Origin of the sequence: Flavobacterium sp. UBA7682, from assembly GCF_002482945.1 — a bacterium.
Lineage (GTDB): Bacteria > Bacteroidota > Bacteroidia > Flavobacteriales > Flavobacteriaceae > Flavobacterium.
In genome coordinates this window covers 28,455-51,652 of record NZ_DLGY01000045.1, presented here as the reverse complement: position 1 = coordinate 51,652, position 23,198 = coordinate 28,455, and the positions used below count along the sequence as shown (strand labels likewise).

Sequence of the window (23,198 nt, the reverse complement as noted above, 5' to 3'; positions counted from 1 at the left end):
ATTTAAGCAAAAACTTCTTTTAAAACGTCTAGAGATTTTGGTTTTTTGAATCCGTCAAGATGGATTGCATAATAGTCGAGTAGGATTTTGAGTAGTATTTGGCGTTCCACTCCGGCGAAAACCTTTTGGTTACTGTCAAATTTTAAGTCGATGAGTTTTTTGAACAGATGCGTTTCGTGTTCGCTAAGACAGCCGATTCCTAGAAACGGAGTAAAAAAGCCATCTTTCATTTCAAAATGTTTGCCTCCAATTTCAGAAGTGTCGGGATAGAAACCAAGGAATTTGGTGACTTCCAACATTAAAATCAAATGAAAGTTAGAGGTTTCTTCATGATTATCTAGCCAAAGTAATGCCGATTCTAAAAAGATAAATAAGTTTTCGTTTTTTTCTTCTTCTTGGATGCTATGATGGAGAATTTCCGAAAGAAAAATTACCATTGTACTCTTGATGACATCGGTATTTATGGTGTGATAAGCTGTAGAAAGTTTGATTTCTTTGAAATGTTCTAAAGTGGCTTTATTCTTGTGATTGGCTTCAATTTCGAGTAAAGTCAACGGTTGGAAATAAGCCATTTTTGTCCCGAAGCTTCGGGAGGATTTTTTAGCCGAAAAAGCATTGGGAACAAAATAACTTTTCAAGCCATCACTAAGCGTAAAGCATTTCACTATCAAGCTTTTTTCTTGGTATTTTAGGGAGGAAATGACAATGGCTTTGGTTTTGACTAACATTAGTTAATTACGAATTTAGAATTACGAATTACGAGATATTGATTTGTAATTCATAATTCGTAAATTATCTTATTATCATCACTTTTTTAACGGCAGTTTCTGAAGCATCTTCTGCAGCGATAAAAATCATATAGACTCCGGATGCTACTTTGTATTTGCCAAAAGCAGTAGTATCCCATTCGACTGTTCCGCCTTCGGAAGTGGTTTCATAAACTAAATTGCCTTCGATATCAGTGATTTTGATATTTGCTTTGGAGATTAAACCGGCAATTTTAACTGTTCCAACAAACTCGGGACGAACCGGATTAGGATAAACATACACGTCTTGTAAACTGTCTGCCGGTTTGGTTGAAGTGCCTTGGAATGAGACCAAACCTTTATCAGTGGCGAAGAAAACTTCACCGGTCTCGGCGTTGATTTCAACATCGTTAACTACATTACTGGGAAGTGGTGAGTTGTCTTTGGTAAAATGATAAATCGTTTCTTGACCATTAGAAGAAAAGAGAAAAACACCCGAATCTGCGGTAGAGATCCATTTTTGATTAGAACCGTTCACAGCAATATCGGTGATGAATTGTTCGAATAAAAGTTCTTGCGCCAAATCTTCTTCCAAAATGATAATGGGATTGGCTTTCATTTGGTCTGTTCCGTTATAACTGCTTGTGCTTGGCAAAACACGAAGGCCTTTGTTGGTTCCAATCCATAACTGATTACGATTGTCTATGGCAATGGCCCGAACATCTCTGGATGGAAGGTTTCCTAAATCAACACCATCAGTTATTTTTTTGAAAATATTGGTATTTTCGTTGAAAGCGATAACACCGTCTAGCTGAGTAGCCATCCATTTCGTTCCGCTGTTGTCAATTACAATTTTGTTTAAATTATTGGCTACAAAATTGTCTAAAATACCATCCATATCATAGGATTGCCATTGTCCGGTTGTTCTTAAGACTTTTAACCCATTTTTAATCTTACTATTGGTTACCCAAAGGTTTCCTTGTCGGTCAAAAGCGGTTCCGTTTATTCTGACGCTAGTATTAACGCCAGTTCCCAAAGATTCCAATCCGCTGTTAGTGTGGTCTAAAAGAGTTGTCGGCACATCGTTTTCCAATTTGAGTAAACCACTATGATAAGAACTAATATAGACTTGGGTTTCATCATTAGGATTGACGGTTATTTTAGACAAGGATTTAGCTTCCAAAACATCTGAATAAGGAATATTTAGCCAACCAGTTGCTGCATATTTACTAATTCCAAATTTTGTTAAATCGAATCCAATATAAGTGTATGGATTATAGGAAATGTCATAACCGCCATATACTGCCCAAAGATTAGAGGAAGAACTATTGATGGCAAACATGTTGTTTTTTATTGGCCCATTAGGCATTATAAATTCAAAGTTAGTCGGAGCACTTATGGAGGAAGCTATAACACCATTTTCGGAAGTTCCGATATAAATATTTTCGTTTATAATTGTGGCACAAGTGAATGTCACCGATGCGCTGGTTATTTGTGAACTTTGAAGATGAATGATTTGTCCCAAAGTAGTATTGTAAATAAAAACATGATTGGCTGAAGTTACTATCAAATAATTTGAAGTTGCTCTAATGTCTAGACCCGGTTGTCCAATTATGCCTACTTCACTAAAGAAAAACCCATTGTACTTGTAGACTCTATTGTTAGTGTTTAATCCGATCAGTTGGTTGTTAAAGTTTGCGATTCCATTCCAATAACCGGCATCAAAAACGGCCCATTGGGCAAAATCATTCAAATTAGGATTGGTAATAACGGCTTTTCGGATGCCATAATCTTGAGTTACTGCATAAATATCACTATTGTAAATGGTAGTTTGGAGTACTTTTATTTCCAAACCATTTGGGCCAATGAAATAGGTGTCGCCAAATTCTAAAGTGGCTAATTTGTATTGTACAATTCCGAAGTCACAAGAAACATAAACTATCCCATCATGTTCCATAAAGTGGTTTACTTTTTTGATATTGGTCGGAATGTTTTTATTTATAATATCTACCACATTGAGCATGCTTCCATCAGCATCGTTGATTACGATTATTAATCCGTTTTGGTATCCTACGATAGTTTTATTGAAAGTGTCGCTATGATAAAGGGCGGAAATGGTTTGTCCGGAAAGCCCGTCTATTGTATTAATAGTTTGAATGTCGCTGGAGAGATTGTTTTTGATAAACAAAGCATTTTCGGCAGCGGCATAAACTTTATTGGTTGATTCAGAAAGGTCTTTAATTTGATTGTATGAAAAATAGCCTTTCCAATTTTGGTTTTGTTGAGACAAACCCATTTGGAAAAAGAACAGCAACAACCACAAAAAACAATTTTTCATTTGAAAAGAATTTGGCCTACAAATATAGTATAAACGTAAAAATTATCGTTTTGGTATTTTGACATAAAAAATGCCCTCAGTGACGAGAGCATTTTTAAGGTTTTTATTCCGCTGCGCTACATATAATTAGGCGGCGCCTCGGATGGTTGGTGGTATTCTCAATTATACTATTCCTTGTGCCAACATGGCATCGGCTACTTTAACAAAACCGGCAACATTTGCGCCTTTTACGTAATCTGTATAGCCATTAGCATCAGTACCATATTTCACACAAGCAGCGTGAATGTTGGCCATAATATCTTTTAATCGTTGGTCAACTTCTTCTGAAGTCCAGCTCAAACGCAAAGAGTTTTGCGACATTTCAAGTCCAGAAGTTGCTACACCACCGGCGTTAGAAGCTTTTCCTGGTGCGAAAAGAATTTTAGCATGCGTAAATACTTCAATTGCTTCAGGAGTAGAAGGCATGTTCGCGCCTTCAGCTACACAGATGCATCCGTTGGCTACTAATGTTTTGGCTTCGTCACCGTTTAATTCATTTTGAGTTGCACATGGTAAAGCGATATCACATTTTACTTCCCACGGACGTTTCCCTGCTATGAATTTTGCATTTGGATATTTAGCTACATAATCAGAAATTCTTCCGTAGTTTACGTTTTTGATTTCCATGATGTACGCTAGTTTCTCAGCGTCAATTCCGTCAGCATCTACAATGTATCCTGAAGAGTCAGAAGCCGTAACTACTTTTCCTCCTAATTCAGTTGCTTTTTGGATTGCATATTGTGCTACGTTTCCTGAACCTGAAACCACTACGGTTTTTCCGGTGAAACTATCTCCTTTGGTAGCCAACATGTTTTGAGCGAAATAGACATCGCCGTAACCTGTTGCTTCCGGACGGATTAATGAACCTCCGAAAGAAATACCTTTTCCGGTTAAAACTCCGGTGAATTCATTTCTTAATCTTTTGTATTGACCAAACATGTAACCCACTTCTCTTCCACCAACACCAATGTCACCAGCAGGAACGTCAGTATCAGCACCGATGTGTTTAGATAATTCCGTCATAAATGATTGACAGAATCTCATGATTTCGTTGTCTGATTTTCCTTTTGGATCAAAATCAGCACCACCTTTACCACCGCCCATTGGCAATGTTGTTAAGCTGTTTTTGAAAGTTTGTTCAAAAGCTAAGAATTTCAGAATGCTTAAATTTACCGATGGATGGAAACGAATTCCGCCTTTATATGGTCCGATAGCAGAGTTCATTTGGATTCTGTAACCGCGATTCACTTGAGTATTTCCGGCATCATCAATCCAAGTTACACGGAACATGATTACTCTTTCCGGTTCAACCATTCTTTCCAAAAGCATTTTGTTTTGGTATTTTTTATTTTCTTCAATAAAAGGAATTACAGTTTCTGCAACTTCTTTAACTGCTTGCATAAATTCAGGCTCATTGGCGTTTCTTTTAGCAACCAATTCGATAAAATCGTTAATACTTTTTGACATAAAATATACTGTTAAAATTTTTTTAAGAAAACGTTTTCGTAAAATCGCACAAATATACATTTTATTAAAAATATGGGGGTGATTTTTTTTAAATTCTCAGAATTTTTAAATTTATGTTAAGGAATTTTAAAGAAGCTTATAAGAAATGTTGTGTTTTAAAACTTTTATTGCTTTTTTTCGTATATATGCCAACAATTTTTTATTTTATTTTATAACTGAATGATGTTTTTATATATTTGTCGATAATTGAACTTGTTAGTATGCAAATGCCCAAAAAATTTATCATAACCTCCCTGCTGTTATTTGTCTTGTCAAATAATGCTTTTGCTCAATTTGGTTTTTCCCATGAAATAGGCGCAATTGTTGGTCCGGTAGCTTTCCAATCTGATTATGGAGAACGTAATGATTTTGCTACCAATGCTGGTAATACAGGATATGGAATAGGGATTATTCATTATTTAAACTTTTCATATAAAGCAGAGTGTAATTGTTATACACCTGAAACTTATTTTAACGATCACTTTAAGTTAAGAAGTGAATTGTCCTATAATAAAACAGAGCTACAGCATTTTGGTAAATGGGTTGATAAAAGTAGAACCTCTTTGTTTGCGGAACAGTTGAGAGCCATGAGAGGAAGTACCGCTGTTACAAATGTTGGGATGCAGTTAGAGTATTTCCCTTTGAGTATCAGAGATTTTAGTTCTACGATTGGAGCGTGGGCGCCATTTCTTAGTTTGGGAGGCCAATTTAGTTTTTATGATCCTGAAGTTTATTCAACACTTGGTCCATTAAATTCTCCAATTTCAACTCCTATAAAATACTACGATGGTACTACTAATCAAGGAGGAACCGTTTGGTCAATAGTAGGAAGTATTGGTACCCGTTACAAGTTGACAGAGCTTTCTGATTTGATGATCGACTTGCGTTGGCAGTATTATTTTTCCAATTGGGTTGATGGTTTAAATCCGGATCCCGCTGTTTACATTGAAAACAAGGCTAATGATTGGAATGTTTGGTTGAATTTTGGATATATCTATTATTTACAATAGGCCTATTCTTCTTCTTCAATTACATCTTTATAATCCGGATATAGAAATTTATTGTATGGGAATCGCGTAATGTGAATTTCTCTTACTGCTTCATAAACTCTTTCTCTGAATTCTTCGAAATTTTCTTTGTTTGTTGCTGAAATAAATAGGGCGTTTTTTGCACCAACATTGCTCATCCAAGTAGCTTTCCAATCTTCAAGTGTATTGTGCTTTGTTGTTTTTTCAGTCATTAAATCATCTGCATCAATAACGAGGTGTTTATACGCATCAATTTTATTAAAAACCATAATGGTTGGTTTGTCATTACTCTTGATGTCTTGTAGCGTTTGATTAACAGAATTGATGTGTTCTTCAAAATCGGGATGTGAAATATCAACAACGTGTAATAACAAGTCAGCTTCTCGAACTTCGTCAAGCGTACTTTTAAATGAGTCTACTAATTGGGTAGGCAATTTTCTAATAAATCCAACCGTGTCTGATAGTAAGAAAGGCAGGTTTCTGATAACGACTTTACGAACGGTAGTGTCTAGCGTTGCAAATAATTTATTTTCTACAAAAACTTCACTTTTGCTGATGACATTCATCAAAGTTGATTTTCCCACATTGGTGTAACCTACCAAAGCTACACGAACCATTGCGCCTCGATTGCTTCTTTGAACCGACATTTGTTTATCGATAGTTTTGATTTTGTCTTTTAACAATGCAATTCGGTCACGGACAATCCTTCTGTCGGTTTCAATTTCAGTTTCTCCTGGACCGCGAAGTCCAATACCACCTTTTTGACGCTCTAAGTGTGTCCACATTCCTGATAGACGTGGTAACAAGTATTGGCATTGTGCCAATTCAACTTGGGTTCTGGCATAGGAAGTTTCCGCTCTCTGCGCAAAGATGTCCAAAATCAGATTGGTTCGGTCTAATATCTTACAATCTAAAATTTTGGATATATTTTTTTGTTGTGAAGGTGATAGTTCATCGTCAAAAATTACGGTTGAGATATTTTTTTCCTTGATGTAAAGATTTATCTCTTCCATTTTTCCAGTGCCCAAAAAAGTTTTTGGATTTGGTCTTTCCAGTTTTTGAGAAAAGCGTTTGATTACTTCGCCTCCAGCAGTGAATGTCAGGAACTCTAATTCATCCAAATATTCCTTTAACTTTTCTTCGCTTTGATTTTGAGTAATAATTCCAACAATTACGGTACGCTCAAAATTTATTACTTCTTTTTCTAACATTCGATCCTATTTGAGGTACAAAAATAGTGATAAGAAATTAAAGATTCGTTACATTTTCTTTACCAAATCATAATGCTAAATTCAATTATTTTCCCAAAAAAAATATAATTGTTATTTTTTTCATAATTTTTACTAAATTTGGAACTCAAAATCCAAAAAAAACTCAATAACAACTAAATTTTCATTTCATGAAGAAAATTACATTACTAATTTTGCTGACCTTTTTCACTATTTCTGGCTATTCTCAATTTACGCCGGTAATAGTTGAAGGATTCGAGTCAACAACAGGTCCCGAGGCATTGCCCGGAACGACTTGGGCATTAACAACGGGTAACTGGGCTGTTTTCGATAACGCTGTAGGAACCGGACAAAGATGGGGAATTAACAATACTGTTAATGATCCACCAATTGTTTATGCAGGTACAAATGCTGCCTATATCAACAGAGAAACCATGAGTATTGGTGATATCTCTGAGGATTTTTTAGCGACTCCTTTGGTTAATATTCCAAACAATGGTGAACTGCGTTTTTTTACACGTTCATTTGCTTCAGGTAACCAAGGAACGGTATACCAAATTAGAGTTGCGCCTGCTACTGCATCGCAAACTAATCCAGCAGCTTATACAATAATTCAACAATGGACAGAAGCGGATTTAACAACTACTTTTAATATTTACGAAGAGAAAGTTGTCAATATTCCTGCCATTTATCACAATCAACAAGTTTACGTTTCCTTTGTTAAGGTGCACAATCAGCAAGTAGCTGGTGTTGCCGGTTCAGGAGATCGTTGGTTAGTTGATAATGTTGCCATTGTTGAAAAATGTGCAGATCCTACCAATTTAACTTTTACAACATTACTTTCAACAAGTGCAACTTTAAATTGGGCTAATCCAAGTGGTGCAACATCTTGGGAAATAGAAGTTGTGCCTTCGGCTGGAACTCCAACAGGAGTAGGAGTAGTTTATAATGGAACACTTCCTTATGTCGTTACTGGATTACTTCCAAATACATCTTATAAATTTTATGTTAGAGCCATATGTTCTTCGGGATTCCCTAGTCTTTACGTAGGACCATCGGCAATTTTTACAACTTCTGCTGCTCCTCCGGAGTGTGGAGGAAATTTTGTCGATTCAGGAAATACATCAGCTAATTACTCTAATAGTGAGAATATCACCACGACTATTTGTCCAACCATTCCCGGAGAACAAGTAACGGTTACGTTTACGTCATTCGCTACTGAGGCCACTTGGGATGGTTTGTATGTTTACAACGGAAATACAGTTACACCTTCACAATTATTGCCAAGTGCAAATGGTGCCGGAAATGTTCCAGGCGGATTAGCCGGAGCCTATTGGGGTACGTTAACAGGAGGCAATTTGCCGGGACCATTCACTTCAACTAGTGCGGATGGATGTTTGACATTTGTTTTCAGAAGTGATACTTCAGGTGTTTTTGCGGGTTGGGTTTCAAATGTGACTTGTGCACCACCACCAGTTTGTCAAAGACCAAGTGGATTGACAACAACTGCATTAACATCAAATTCAGTGACTTTAGGTTGGACCAATAATGGGCTTGCAACTACATGGGAAGTCTTGGCTTTACCTTGTGGCTCTCCTGCTCCAACAGCAGATTCTACCGGTTGGCTTCCAACAGCAACTAATCCATACGTGTTTACCGGATTAACTTCGGCAACATGTTATGATTTATATGTAAGAGGAAATTGTAGTTCAACATCAAATGGCGTAAGTTTATGGTCAGGACCTCTAAGTGTAACTACACAAGTTGCGCCACCAGAATGTGGAGGTAATTTCGTAGATGCAGGAGGTGTTGCTGCTAATTATGCTAATAATTCAAATGTTACCACCACCATCTGTCCAACAATACCTGGAGAAAAAGTAACAGTGACCTTTACTCTTTTCAATACGGAAACAAACTGGGATGGTTTATATGTATACAATGGAAATTCGGTTACACCTTCACAATTATTGCCAAGTGCAAATGGTGCAGGAAATGTTCCAGGTGGCTTAGCCGGTTCATACTGGGGTAATTTAACAGGAGCCAATTTACCTGGGCCATTCACTTCAACTAGTGCTGATGGATGTTTGACATTTGTGTTTAGAAGTGACGGTTCGTTTAATAATCCAGGATGGGTTTCTACTATTACTTGTGCACCGCCACCGGCATGTGAACAGCCAACAAACTTGACTGCTTCAGGAATGACTACAACAACAGTGCAGTTGGGTTGGGTAAGTCCTGGAACTGCAACAGCTTGGCAAGTTATAGCTGTGCCTGCTGGATCACCTGCGCCACTACCAACTGAAACAGGTTGGACTGCAGCACCTACAAATCCATTTGTTTTAGGAGGATTAACTCCCGGAACAGCTTATGAATATTATGTGCGTGGAGATTGTGGAGGAGCTGGAGTAAGTTTATGGTCTGGACCGGTAGCTTTTTCAACAGTACCTACATGTCCTCCGCCAACAACTTTGACAACTTCTACGGTTTTATCTACTTCAGTCCAATTAAATTGGAATAGTGTTGCGCCTTCAGTTTCTTGGCAAGTATTGGTTTTGCCATGTGGATCGCCAGCACCAACTGCTTCAACAACGGGATGGATAGATGCACCAACAAATCCTTTTGTTGTAACTGGATTATCGCCAGTAACCTGTTATGATTTTTATGTTAGAGGCTTTTGTACAGATACTGATTTAAGCTTCTGGTCGCCTGTGGCAACAGTAACAACACAAGTAGCTCCACCGGTATGTGGTGGAACTTATACAGATGCTGGTGGACCAACGGCTAACTATCCAAATGGTTCAGATTCAACAGTAACGATTTGTCCGCCTGCCGGACAAGTAGTAACGGTTACTTTCTCTGCTTTTGATACAGAAACGAACTGGGATGCTTTATATGTTTTCGACGGAGCTGATATTAATGCACCGCAAATAGCCAGTACCAATGGTGCAGGATTTGTTCCAGGTGGATTAGCAGGCGGATATTGGGGTACTGCTATTCCTGGCCCATTTACGGCATCAGGTGTAGATGGTTGTTTGACTTTCAGATTTAGAAGTGATGGTTCTGTTAACAGACCTGGATGGGTTGCAAATGTAACTTGTGGAGCTGCGCCAAACTGTCCAAAACCAACGGCTTTAACCGCAACAAACATTACAACAACTTCGGCTTTATTAGGATGGACAGAATTAAACCCTCTTGTGACCTCTTGGGACATTATCATAGTGCCATTAGGTTCGCCGGTACCACTTCCAACAGATCCTGGATTTTTCACAGTTTCAGCTAATCCAGCTTTAATTACAGGATTAAATCCCGGTACACAATACACTTTTTATGTAAGGTCTAACTGTCCGGTAGAGGGAGAAAGTGCTTTGTCAAATGGATTGAACTTTAATACTTTATTGGCTAATGATAATTGTGAAGGTGCCATTTTTGCACCGGTAAACGGCTCAGCAGTTTGTCAGCAAGTAACACCGGGTTCTATTGCTGGTGCTAGTGCTTCACCGTCACCTGCCATTGCTCCTTGTTTAGGAACAGCGGATGATGATGTATGGTTCCAATTTATTGCCACAAACACTTATTTGAATGTTGCCTTGCAAAATGTTGTAGGAACTACTACGAATTTAAATTTCGCTGCCTACTCAGGACAATGTGGTACTTTAACACAATTCTTTTGTAGTGCTGCCAATTCCTTATCAGGAGTATTGAATAACTTGACTGTAGGTACTACTTATTACATAAGAGTTTATTCGAATGCTGCTACGGCTCAATCAACAACTTTTAATTTGTGTATATCAACACCGTCAACATGTCCAACTGCTTCAACCGTTTGTAGTTTAACAAACTATGCTAATACAACAGGGGTGACAAGTTTAGGTGCTATTGGCTGTTTGGGTAGTTCTCCTAATCCTGCTTATTTTACTATTCAGGTTGCAACATCAGGACCTATCAACTTTTTGTTGACACAGTCATCTACTATTGGTGGAGCACCAAATCTTGATGTTGATTATGCCGCTTGGGGACCATTTACCGGTCAAGAAGCAGCATGTACATTTATTGGTGTATCAGCACCGTTTGCACCTCCAGGAATCGGAGTGCCGGTTACTCAACAAACAGGTTGTAGTTTTTCTGCAGCTCCAACAGAAACTTTAAATATTGCTAATGCTGTAGCGGGTCAATATTATATAGTGTTAATTACCAACTTCTCTAATCAGGCTGGGTATATTAACTTAACACAAACTAATGCCGGTGCAACTGGAGCAGGTGGAACACTTTGTTGTCCTGATGCTTTCTTTAGTTATACTCCAACATCTTATTGTAAAGAGCTCGGAGCTCCAAATCCTATAGCGGTTATAGCACCTAGTTCAGTGGCTGGAGTATTTTCTTCAACTATAGTTCCTGGTTTAGTCTTTGCCGATACAGCAACGGGAGAAATTGATCTTCAAGCTAGTGCGCCCGGAAATTATGTAATTACAAATACAGTGGCGGCAACAGCTAGTTGTGATGAAAAAGTGAAATCGTTTACTATTAACATTACAGAACCAACTTCGGCTACTATAGCTTATTCAGCACCATCTTATTGTAGAAGTATTGCTTCTCTTCAAAATGTTACGTTTACGGGTTCTACTGGTGGTTCATATTCTGCAAGTCCTAACGGAGGTTTATACATAGACGCCAATACAGGGGCTATTAATCCGAGTTTAAGTGCGCCTGGGATTTACACCGTTACTTACGCTTTACCTGGAGCAGGCGTTTGTGTGAGCAGTAATCCAACGACACAAGTCGAAATTATTGCTTCGCCAGTTATTGTTCAACCAGCTCCGGTTTCTGTTTGTAATACTTATTCATTACCGGCATTAACGGTTGGAAATTATTTTGCTGCTTCTGGAGGAGTATCTCCTTTAGATATTAATACTCCAATTACAGCAACGCAAACGGTATATATCTATGCTAATAATAATGGTTGTTCGGATGAAAAATCATTTACAGTAACCATAAATACAGCACCGTCACCAACAGTAAATGTGACTCAAACTTCTTGTTTGGTTCAAACAGGAACTATTGAAGTTACTTCGCCAATAGGAACATCTAGTGGTTTACCTTCAAATTTATTTATTTCTGAAGTAACAGATGAAGATGTAGGTTCTTTAACTTATGTTGAGATATTCAATGGAACAGGTTCATCAGTAGATTTAAGCAATTATAAATTGAAAGTATTCAATAATGGAAGCACAACCGCTTCTTGTGATAATCAATTGACAGGAATATTAAACAATAACAGCACATTTGTTATTGCCGTTGGAAGTATTGTTAATCAAGGCGGAGTAGTTCCTAATCAGGTTTTTGCTACTTGTGGTGGTGTAAATACTGACGACTACATTAAATTGACAACCAGTGCAAATGTTGATGTAGATTTATGGGGAAGAACTGATGGTACAAACTTTACACCAGCAAATCAGGCAGGTTATACATACAGAAGAAATAATACGGCTACAGTTCCTAGTTTAACTTGGAATGCTGCTGATTGGACTTCTATTGACCCGCAAGATTACACCAACATTGGATCTTATGCTTTACCGCAATCAGGATACCAATATAGTTTAGACAATGGGGCTTATCAGGCAGGTACAACTTTCGCGAGCGTTGCTCCAGGGACACATACCATTACAGTGCTAGATTTAGCTACGGGATGTTACTCAGTTCCGCTTACTGTTGTAATAGACCCAGTTCCGTTTACACCAACAGTTTTAGGATTTACTTATCCAACACCGGTTTGTCAAAATGCAACAATTACTATGACGCCTACTTTGGCTGCAGGATTTACCACTGGTGGTACTTTTTCTTCAACAACAGGTTTGAATATTGATCCAACAACAGGTTTGATTACTTTGTCTGGAAATGCTGGTTCATTACCAGGGAATTATACCGTTGTTTACAGTGTTGCTCCAAATAATGCCATTTGTTTGGCAGGTGGAAGTGCTACATTTGATATTGTGATTACTCCGGTAATTACTCCGGTAACTACTATTGCTTATCAATCTCAATATTGTATTGGAAGTGCTACTCCATTACCTGATACATCAGCTCCTGGATTTACAACTGGCGGAACTTTTTCATCGACAGCAGGTTTAGATATTAATCCTACTACTGGTGAAGTTCTTTCAACAAGTATACCGGGGACATACACTATCACTTATTCAATAACTGCTGATCCAGCAACATGTAGAGTTGCAAGTTCAAGTACGGATCAAATTGTCATTGGTTCACCGATACAAATTAGTGTTTCTGGGAACTGTGAAGGGATTGAATTTGTATTAACGGTTTCTCCAACTGAAGGGTCATTTGATTCAAATGTTACTTACACTTGGGAAAACAGTTCAGGTGCAAATGTTGGAAGCACTCAAAGTATTGTGGTTTCGGCTTTAGATACTTACACGGTTACGGTAACTTCTAACGGATGTCCAAATTCTAGTTTTATTGTAGTTGATGCTATTACTTGTGTTATTCAAAAAGGTATTTCTGCTAATAATGATGGATTAAATGATTCGTTCGACCTTAGAGGATTTAATGTTAAGAAACTAGGTATTTTTAACAGATATGGTGTAAAAGTTTATGAACAAAGCAATTATACTGACCAATGGAAAGGACAATCTGATGGTGGAGACGAGCTCCCTGATGGAACTTATTATTTCGTTATTGAAAGAGATAATGGAGAGACCAGAACAGGTTGGATTTACATCAACAGAGTACAATAGGACAATATAAATTTGCATTCAAAATAAAACAAAACAAAATGAAGAAACTATATTTCATTGCAATATTAGCTTTATCGGTAACAGAGTTAAGAGCACAGCAAGATCCTCATTACACTCAGTACATGTACAATATGAGTGTGATGAATCCGGCCTATGCCGGATCTAAAGAAGCTGTTTCAGGCGGATTTCTTTATCGTAAGCAATGGGTTGAGATAGAAGATGCACCTACAACAGGAACATTCTTTATCCACAGTCCGGTTGGAAGAAACGTTGGATTAGGACTTTCTGTTATATCCGATAAAATTGGACCGGTTGAAGAGAACAACTTCTATGCAGACTTCTCATATACTTTAAACTTAGGTGGTGAACACAGACTGGCTTTCGGTATGAAAGCCGGTGTGACCATGCACAAGATAGATTTCAACACCATCTATCCAACATTGCCTGATTTAAATGATGATGTCTTTGGTAACGGGAATCCTAACAAAACTTTCTTAAACGTTGGGTCCGGGGTTTTCTACTACACGGAAAAGTACTATATCGCTTTCTCTGTACCGAATATGTTAAAAACAAAATATTTGGATTTTGACGGTAGACAATATGGAACGGAAGAATTACATTATTTCTTAACTGGAGGTTATGTGTTTGATATCAATCCAAATTTGAAATTTAAACCTTTTGCGATGGTTAAATCATCGTTAAATGCGCCAACATCTTTTGATGTCTCAACCAATTTTATGCTTTATGATAAGTTAGAATTAGGAGCCACTTATAGAGTAGAAGACTCTTTCGGAGCTATGGTCAATTTTGCTATTACACCTAGTTTAAGAATTGGGTACGCTTATGACCACATTGTTTCAGACTTGAATACCGTAACACCATCTTCTCACGAGTTGATGTTATTATTCGATTTGAACTTCCCGAAAAAAGTATCACGTTCACCAAGATATTTCTAACCTATAAAGAAACCTAAAAAATGAAAAATCTATATATAGCCATAAGTTTTGTAGCCATGAGTTTTACACTTTCGGCGCAAAATAAAGATACAAAAGCAGCCGACAAACTGTTCGCAAGATACGAGTATGTTGATGCGGCCAAGGAATATCTGAGACTTGTTGAGAATGATAAAGCCGATCCTTATGTATACAAGCAATTGGCCGATGCGAATTACAATATGTTTAACGCAACAGAAGCAGCGAAGTGGTATGCCAAAGCAACTGAAACTAATCAAGATGCGGAGACTTACTACCGCTATGCTCAGATGCTAAAAGCCAGTGGAAAATACGAAGAAGCCAACAAGCAAATGCAAAAATTTGCTGCGGCTGCTCCAAGTGACCAACGTGCGAAAGCTTTTAAAGAAAACCCTAATTACATTCCGAGATTATTAGATAAAACTAAATTGTTCAATGTTAATGCTTCTGATATTAGCAGTGACAAGTCTGATTTTGGAGCGGTACTTTATGACAATAGTTTATACTTTGCCAGTGCCAGAAACGGAGCCAGAAAAAACTACGGTTGGACTGACGAACCTTTCTTAGACATTTACAAAGCTGATTATAATACTGATGGTACAATTACCAATGCGGGTGTTGTGGCTTCTTTAAATTCTAAATGGCATGATGGTCCTGTGACTATTAGTGCTGACGGGAATACAGCTTATTTTTCTAGTGAAAGTTTTAAAGAGAAACAATCTGAGAAAGATAAAAAAGCCAATGCAAAAATCAGTCAGGTTTATTTATTCAAAGCAACTAAAAGCGGAGATACTTGGGGAGAACTTACTGCTTTGCCTTTCAATGATAAAAGCTATTCAACAGGAAATGCAAGTTTGAGCAGAGATGGTAAGACTTTATACTTTGCTTCAAACAGACCCGGAAGTATAGGTGCTTCTGACATTTGGAAAGTAGCAATAAATGCTGATGGAACTTATGGTGAGCCTCAAAACTTAGGTAACAAAGTAAATACTGAAGGCAATGAAAATTTCCCTTTTATTGCTGATGACAACAAAACATTGTACTTCGCTTCAAGCGGAAAACAAGGTTTAGGAGGTTACGATGTATATCAAATTGATTTGTCAAGTGGCTCAGATGCCAGTAATTTAGGCGCTCCGGTAAATACAGAGAAAGATGATTTCGCATTTTCTTTCAATGGTACTAAAAACGTTGGTTTCTTATCGAGTAATCGTGGCGGAAACGATGATATCTTGGTGGTTAGCCCAATTTGTGGTGTTGATGTAACTGTGGTGGTTACTAACGCGAAAACAGGTGCTATTTTATCTAATGCAAGTGTTGCTATCTTAGACGATAAGAAGAATGTTATTGCTACTGAAATGTCCAATGCCAGTGGTGAAGTTAAATACAGAGTAGAGTGTAACAAACCATATGTAGTGCAAGCTTCTAAAGATGGTTTTGAAGGGAACACTTTTGCAATAACACCAAGTAAAGGACCATCTGCTAAAGTAGATGCGGCTTTACAACCAATTGATGTAATTGTAACAGAAACAGAAATTGTATTAAAACCAATCTATTTTGAATACGACAAAAGTAACATCACGCAAGAGGGTGCTTTTGAGTTAGACAAATTAGTACAGGTGATGAAGAACAATGACAAAATGGTCATCTTAGCTAAATCTCACACGGATAACAGAGGTACCGATAAGTACAACGAAAGACTATCTGACAGAAGAGCTAAATCAACTGCGCAATATATCATTTCTAAAGGGATTGCTGCCAGCAGAATCTCTGCTAAAGGTATGGGTGAGTTAGAGCCAAAAGTAGATTGTGGCAAAGACTGTACTGAAGAGCAACACGCTCAAAACAGACGTTCAGAATTCTTGATTGTGACGAAATAAATAAGATACCACTCTTTATAAAAAAAACCTCAAGCAGTAATGTTTGGGGTTTTTTGCTGAAAAGAAATCTACACAAACCCGTTAGGGGTTTAATAGCGATAAATGGATATACAAAACATCAAAAATCCCCTCAGGGATGATATAAATGGCAAACAACATATTCAATTAATTTTCGCTTTAAAAGCACCGCTAATCCTTCTGGACTAATCAAAAACCCCACCGCGCTAATCCTCCTCGGTACCGTGCAAATTATCCCCGGTACCGCAATAACGCGCAAACCTCCGGGCTAATCGAGCGCGGTACCGCGCCGCATAAAATAACCACCGCGCTGACTTAGCTTGGCGATGGGCCAACTTGGAATACCGCCGTGCTGATTAAAAAATGACTCCGCTAACTTCGCACGGTACCGTGCCGGAAAAATTAGGAACAAATTTTTCTTTCCGCATCCCTTATTTTATAAGTAATAGATTATTTTTTAATAGGCGCGCATATTATTTTAATGATTTCTGCGTTATCTGTATAGTAAGCAGTGAATTGTAAAGGTTTAATTCTTAAGTAAATATATAAAACATTAATACTTGGCACACATCTATAAGGCAAAACAACCTTCCAAAACGGATAGGTGTCAATGAGTAATAAAAATGTTTCTAATTAAACTTTTACATTATGAAAAATTCATTTTTCCCGCAGGCCGAATCCTTATTAGTGGTTTGGGCTACGAATTACCAAGAAAAAATTGCTACCCATGCCACAACCTTAGGTCTCAGTCCGGCCGAAGTAGCTCAAGAACAGGTGCTCTGCCAGACTATTATCGATGCCATTAATGCGGTAAACAATCAGAAAAACATTTACAAAGCCTCACTAGAAACCCGTGATAATGCTATTAGCGTTCAGGGTGGCGAATTGAGAATTGACATTGCCCGTCACAAAGTGAATCCGGCTTATACTGTATCCATTGGGCAGGACTTAGGGATCATAAGTACTAGCGACGAATTTAATGCTGCTACCTATAAACCTATAATCATAGGGGAATTGTTTGGAGGTAATGTTCGCATCCGATTTAAGAAAATGGGCGTTGATGGGATCAATATTTACAGGCGAGAGAAGGGTACATCTACTTTCACCATTTTGTCCCGCGCTACCCGAAGTCCTTTTGAACACCATCCCACATTGTCGGTACCTAACAAACCCGAACACTGGGAATATCGGGCTTACGGTGTTATTGCCGATGTAGAGATTGGTCTCGCCAGTGATATTGTTGAAGTTGTATTTGGAGAATAATTTTTTTTGCCATAATCAATAACTGAAGAAAGGCTGTCAGTAATGATGGCTTTTTTTGATAGCAAAAAAAGCCCGATACGACAGTATCGGGCTTTCTGGTAATTATTTTTAATGCAATAACTATTCTATATTTTCAGCTCTAAAGCTTCCTTCTGTTACAATAATTGTTCCTCCGTTTCCATCATCGCCTGTGAATGAAAAAGTACCTTTAATAACGTCTGCTGTTACTTCAGTAATGTTCATTGTACCGGTTTCGTTGTCAGTGTATGCGTCTTCGTTAAAATCACTGTAACTTCCTCCATAAGAATCAACATTAGACGGTTCATCTGTTATGTTGTAAGTTCCGTTAGCTACATCTAATGGTGTGAACAATGTTACCACTTTACCGGTATCAGCATCATTTCCGGTGATTGATTTGGCTAAAGAATTGATCACCATCGGGTCTGCAAATTCAACCCATGTTCCGTTCACTTTACATTTTAAATAAAAGTTTGAAGAAGAACTACTACTGCTGTCAGAACTACAATTAAATGAAATGGCGCTCACTGTTACTAATACCAATAGAAGAGCTGCTTTTTTTAATGTTCTCATAATTTGTTTATTGTTTTAATAAATTGATTCCAAATGTATTGGAAATTATCTAAGTCTCAATAGAGATATGTGTTTATTTATGTTAAAGTTGGGTTTGTAATTTTACTTTGAAATGTTTCCAAAGACTAAAATAGTATTTCATTAGCCCCGATTGCAGCCTCGTCTTTTGGAACGAGACTAAAAGCGGAAACAAGGTTGCTAAGCACGTCCGAGCCATTGCTTCGCCAATTCGCTGTAGTTCGGGTCGCTCCTAAAATTTATCAATAAAAAAACCACTCCTTTTGAGAGTGGTCTTTAAACTAATGTCAATTTGCTTTTAACTTTATTCTTTTACAAAACGTTTTGTGGTTGTTGAAGTTCCATCACTTACTTCAATTAAGTAAGCACCGGATTTTAACGAACCAACAAATACATTATTATTTTCAATTTTACCTTTTCCTAATTCTTGACCCATTATATTGAAAATTCTATAGGTAGAAGAAGTTTCAAGATTAGCAATGTTTAATACATCGCCTTTTACAGGGTTTGGATACAAGTTGAAAGTAATTGTAGTGCTTTGTTCATCTTCAAAACGAGCAGTAGCTGTAATGTTTACGGTATAATCTTCCACTTCGCCATAAGAGAAGGTTTCACAAGCTGTTGGCGATGCGTTGTATTTCATTGATACACGCATTCTGGTTGAACCTAATAAAGCTGAAGCAGGAACGGTAAAACTTCTTGCAATTGGAGTAGTTTTGGTTCTGGTTACATTTACTACTTGTTCACCGCTGTCTGAGAAATCACCGTCTTGATTGTAGTCAATCCAAACTCGGTAACCTTCGTTATAGGAGGTTCCTGTCCATGTTGGCGTAATGGTAATTGAATTACTAGTGCTGCGAACTAAGTTGGTAGAAAGCGCCGTAAAGTTACCATAACCACCATTGTTGCCCGACAAGTTATTGATGGTGCCCAATTGTACTCTGTTGATATACTCATCACTAGTGTCATTTCCTCTCGAAGTACAATAAGTTACAGATGGAGTTAGTGTAGTTACATTAACAGTGTTACTCGCTGGTGAAGCATTCCCGGCAGCATCTTTAGCAATTACATAGAAAGTATAAGCTGTTGAAGCTGATAAGCCTGTAACCGCAAACGTAGTCGAAGCCGTAGAAGCTAAGAATGAACCGTTTCTGTATACATCATAGGCGGTCACGGCTACATTGTCTGTTGCACCTGACCAAGCTAAGTTTGTTGAAGAAGAAGTAGTTCCTGAAGCACTTACTGTTGGTGCTGTTGGCGCAGTAGTATCAGGAGTTAGCGTAGTTACATTAACCGTATTACTCGCCGGAGAAACATTTCCGGCAGCATCTTTTGCAATTACATAAAAACTATAGGTCGTTCCTGCAGTTAATCCGTTGGCCACAAAAGTAGTTCCTGTAGTTGAAGCTCTGAAAGCACCGTTTTGGTATACATCATATCCGGAAACACCAATGTTATCTGTGGCACCCGACCAAGATAAGTTGGTTGCGTTGGCTGTAGTTCCAGAAGCGCTTAATGTAGCCGCTGTTGGTGCAGTAGTATCAGCGACTGAACTAGTAATGGTAAAATTGGCATTAGAAACATCAAAGAAAATATGATTGGTTCCTTTTACCATGATGCGATTGGTTGTTCCTGCTAAATTCGGAATAGTAACTGCTTGTGATCCGTCATTTGGTGTGGCAGCCAATAAAGTAACCGGATAAGTAAATCCACCGTCAGTCGATAATAAAATATCAACATTGGCACAGTTCACATTGTTTGCAGTCGTCCCGGCTACATTCCAAGTTACGGTTTGAGAGCTGTTTCCGGCATAAGTAACAGCTGTATTTGGAGCGCTTACTGTAAATGGTCCGGCTGTTGCGTTAACGGTAACAATCATATCATCACTATTGTTGGCAGAACCACCGGCTCTGTTGTCGCGAACGGTTAATCTGAAATTCATATTTCTGGCTACTGAAGGCAAGGCTTCCACAGTGATTTCAGTTCCTGCAGTAGTAGTTGCCCCGTTTAAAACAGATTGAATTCTTGGAAAATACCTAACTGGTGAAGTTGATGGATTGTACGAACGGAAAGTTGGCCCTGTGGTTCTGGTAGCACTAGCAGCCGAACTTGCTCCGGTAGCGGTACTTGCCGCATTGTCAAATTGTTCCCAGTTATAGGTTAATGCATCTCCGTTAGCATCACTTCCTGATCCGGTCAACATAAACGGAGTGCTTTTTGGGATAGTATAATCTGCACCAGCACTTGCAGTTGGAATGGCATTTCCGGTTGGTGTATTGGTTTGACAAGTTTTATTTTTTACGTTATTAGTAATTTGTTGGATACTTACAGCATGAAAATAGACATCAGAATTAGGCTGAACATCTTGAGAAGTAATACCGGCATAACCCATAATGGTTGAGCCGGAACCAGGCTCCATATTTACACCTGTACCTTCATTGCTCATTGAAAAAGTATGGTTTCCTCCAAATTGATGTCCGATTTCGTGAGCCACATAATCAATATCAAATGTATCTCCTTGTGGAATTGTGCTTGAAGTAAAACCGCTTCCTTTTCCTGAACTACAGACACAGCCTATGCAGCCTGCATTACCGTTGTTGGAAGCTCTTACGAACAAATGACCTACATCATAATTGGCCTCTCCAATAACTGAAGTTAAAGTGCTTTGCAACTGACTGTTGTAACTTGTAGTATAAGGATCAGTAGAGGCATTGGTGTAAATTACAGCATCGTTGTTGGCAATTAAAACCATTCTAATTGCGAAATCTTTTTCAAAAACACCGTTTACACGAGTCATAGAATTATTCATGGCCGCTAACGCAAGTGCTTTTGTGCCTCCAAAATAAGTGGCATATTCACCAGTACAAGATAAGGCTAAACGAAAAGTTCTCAAAGTAGCATCATCGGCATTGGGTCTTAACATACTTCCATCATCATTGATTTGAGGAATAACTTCATCAATCACCGAACATTCAAAAGGATTGAGTGATTGGGCTTTGTCCGCTCTTCTAAAAACAGTATAAGTAGTAAGGTCTTGTGAAATTGGTTCAACAAAAACCGCAGCTTTGCCAGCATTTAACGTCATCGATTTAAACCCAAGCGGCGTAACGCTAAAATAAGAAGTCGAATGTGGGTTGTCAATTCCAATTCCAATATAAGATTTGATTTCCGGATAACGTGCAGCCAAAGCCGGATCTAAAGCGGAATTTTCATAAATACTAAATCTTTCTAAAACACCATTCTCATTCGGAATGGATAAAGTAACAGTAGAAGTTCTCATGCCTGCAGCTCTTTGCGGAGCACTGGCTAATACATTTCTAAGTCCGTCAAGATTCAGCGTAAAAAGATAGTTTTCGGGTAATATTATTCTGCTTTCCAGCGGAATCATATCGCTTTTTTTGGTAGTTGAATTCCAAAGTGAATTTCCTCTTTGTGAAAAAGCTACACTTGAGATTGTCAATAAGGCAACCGTGAGTAATTTGTACTTCATAAGTCTTTAAATTTGGTTAAATAGTGCTCCAAAATTAAAATTATTTTTCACATAGTAATGAACAAAATAACAAAACTATTAACAAATCGATAAACTACTAGTTATATTGGCAAGGAATAAATAATAAATTAATTAAAATATTAATAAATTCGAAAAAACTGACATTAATAGTGTCAGACAATTATTAAAAAAGGTATTTTTAAAAAAAAAATAATCATGCATTTCAGTTACTGGGAACTCAAGAATTGGTTTACCAACATCGATTTCACTATAGTCGGAAGCGGAATTGTTGGTTTGCATTGCGCGTTAGCTTTGCGCGAAAAATTTCCAGAAAGTAAAATATTAGTTTTGGAAAAGGGAATCTTACCTCAAGGCGCAAGTACTAAAAATGCCGGATTTGCTTGTTTTGGAAGTCTTTCCGAAATTCTAGACGATTTAAAGTCGCACAGCGAAGAAGAAGTCATTCAATTGATTCAAAAGCGTTGGAACGGACTGCAATTGTTGCGTAAAAATTTAACTGATGCGGCTATAGATTTCAAACCTTTCGGAGGCTATGAGTTGTTTCTTAACAGCGATGAAAGCAGTTATAATGAATGTTTGCAGAAGTTGCCTTTTGTCAACGAAATTTTAAAACCGATTTTCAGAAATGACGTTTTTGCCAAAGAAGTAGATCGTTTTGACTTCAAAGGCATACAAGAATATTTGATTTTTAATCCTTACGAAGCGCAAATCGATACCGGAAAAATGATGCAAGCATTGTTGCAAAAAGCAGTAGCGAATAACATTATGATTCTAAATCAGGTAGAAGTGACTTCGTTTCAAGAGCGAAATAATCAAGTGGAAATTGCGTTAGGTGATTTTTGTTTTAGTGCCAAAAAATTACTGTTTGCTACTAACGGTTTTGCCGGAAAGTTAACTGATAACCAAGTAAAACCGGCCAGAGCACAGGTTTTGATAACCGAGCCCATCCCGAATTTAGACATCAAAGGAACTTTCCATCTCGATAAAGGCTATTATTATTTTAGAAATATTGATGACCGCATTCTTTTTGGCGGCGGCCGAAACTTAGACTTTGAAGGAGAAACCACTGCTGATTTAGGTCAAACCGAATTAATACAAAATCGTTTGGAAGCTATTTTAAAAGAAGTAATTTTACCCAATACCGATTTCAAAATCGCCCATCGTTGGAGTGGCATCATGGGATTGGGGTCAAGCAAAAGACCAATAGTTGAGCAACTTTCCGAAAATGTCTATTGTGGTGTTCGCCTCGGTGGAATGGGCGTTGCGATAGGTAGTTTAATAGGTCAAGAATTAGCAGATTTAGTCAAATAAAAT

Annotated in this window: 12 protein-coding genes; 6 read left to right on the top strand and 6 right to left on the bottom strand. The window is 37.9% G+C overall.

From position 1 onward, the window contains the following. Positions 1-2 precede the first annotated feature (2 nt). From recO to gdhA, 3 genes are all read right to left on the bottom strand, one after another. Positions 3-728 carry a DNA repair protein RecO gene (gene recO / locus B3C16_RS13215; RefSeq protein WP_291132516.1) on the bottom strand — a complete coding sequence of 242 codons (726 nt, stop codon included), beginning with the start codon at positions 726-728 and terminating at the stop codon, positions 3-5. A 64-nt stretch (positions 729-792) separates the two neighbouring features. After that, a complete protein-coding gene (locus B3C16_RS13210) occupies positions 793-3,084 on the bottom strand; it encodes a two-component regulator propeller domain-containing protein (RefSeq protein WP_291132514.1) in 2,292 nt (763 codons plus the stop codon). Between the two features lie 162 nt (positions 3,085-3,246). Then, positions 3,247-4,590 carry an NADP-specific glutamate dehydrogenase gene (gene gdhA, locus B3C16_RS13205; protein ID WP_291132512.1) on the bottom strand — a complete coding sequence of 448 codons (1,344 nt, stop codon included), beginning with the start codon at positions 4,588-4,590 and terminating at the stop codon, positions 3,247-3,249. 266 nt (positions 4,591-4,856) lie between these two features. On the opposite strand from gdhA, the gene B3C16_RS13200 reads away from it, so the two are divergent. After that, positions 4,857-5,639, top strand: coding sequence for a THC0290_0291 family protein (locus B3C16_RS13200; RefSeq protein ID WP_121314946.1), 783 nt, complete (start codon positions 4,857-4,859; stop codon positions 5,637-5,639). 2 nt (positions 5,640-5,641) lie between these two features. On the opposite strand, the gene hflX is transcribed toward B3C16_RS13200, so the two are convergent. Next, on the bottom strand, positions 5,642-6,868 hold the full coding sequence (gene hflX / locus B3C16_RS13195) for a GTPase HflX (RefSeq protein WP_291132510.1): 1,227 nt from the start codon (positions 6,866-6,868) through the stop codon (positions 5,642-5,644). Positions 6,869-7,056: 188 nt separating this feature from the next. Here hflX and B3C16_RS13190 point away from each other — a divergent pair, with 188 nt between their 5' ends. The 4 genes from B3C16_RS13190 (at position 7,057) to B3C16_RS13175 (ending at position 17,764) form a co-directional block, all read left to right on the top strand. Then, the gene (locus tag B3C16_RS13190; protein WP_291132508.1) at positions 7,057-13,635 is read left to right on the top strand and encodes a fibronectin type III domain-containing protein; all 6,579 of its coding nucleotides are present in this window, start codon (positions 7,057-7,059) and stop codon (positions 13,633-13,635) included. A gap of 38 nt (positions 13,636-13,673) precedes the next feature. Beyond that, a complete protein-coding gene (locus B3C16_RS13185) occupies positions 13,674-14,591 on the top strand; it encodes a PorP/SprF family type IX secretion system membrane protein (RefSeq protein ID WP_121312036.1) in 918 nt (305 codons plus the stop codon). A 20-nt stretch (positions 14,592-14,611) separates the two neighbouring features. Next, positions 14,612-16,483 carry an OmpA family protein gene (locus B3C16_RS13180; RefSeq protein ID WP_291132505.1) on the top strand — a complete coding sequence of 624 codons (1,872 nt, stop codon included), beginning with the start codon at positions 14,612-14,614 and terminating at the stop codon, positions 16,481-16,483. Between the two features lie 705 nt (positions 16,484-17,188). Further along, on the top strand, positions 17,189-17,764 hold the full coding sequence (locus B3C16_RS13175) for a hypothetical protein (protein ID WP_291132503.1): 576 nt from the start codon (positions 17,189-17,191) through the stop codon (positions 17,762-17,764). Between the two features lie 120 nt (positions 17,765-17,884). Here B3C16_RS13175 and B3C16_RS13170 read toward each other — a convergent pair whose 3' ends face one another. Beyond that, positions 17,885-18,355, bottom strand: a complete 471-nt coding sequence (locus tag B3C16_RS13170) for a DUF6252 family protein (RefSeq protein ID WP_291132501.1) — start codon at positions 18,353-18,355, stop codon at positions 17,885-17,887. A gap of 322 nt (positions 18,356-18,677) precedes the next feature. After that, positions 18,678-21,863, bottom strand: a complete 3,186-nt coding sequence (locus B3C16_RS13165) for a reprolysin-like metallopeptidase (RefSeq protein WP_291132499.1) — start codon at positions 21,861-21,863, stop codon at positions 18,678-18,680. A 216-nt stretch (positions 21,864-22,079) separates the two neighbouring features. On the opposite strand from B3C16_RS13165, the gene B3C16_RS13160 reads away from it, so the two are divergent. Next, positions 22,080-23,195 (top strand): NAD(P)/FAD-dependent oxidoreductase, encoded by a 1,116-nt coding sequence (locus tag B3C16_RS13160; RefSeq protein ID WP_121312031.1) that lies wholly within the window; start codon positions 22,080-22,082, stop codon positions 23,193-23,195. Positions 23,196-23,198: the final 3 nt, after the last annotated feature.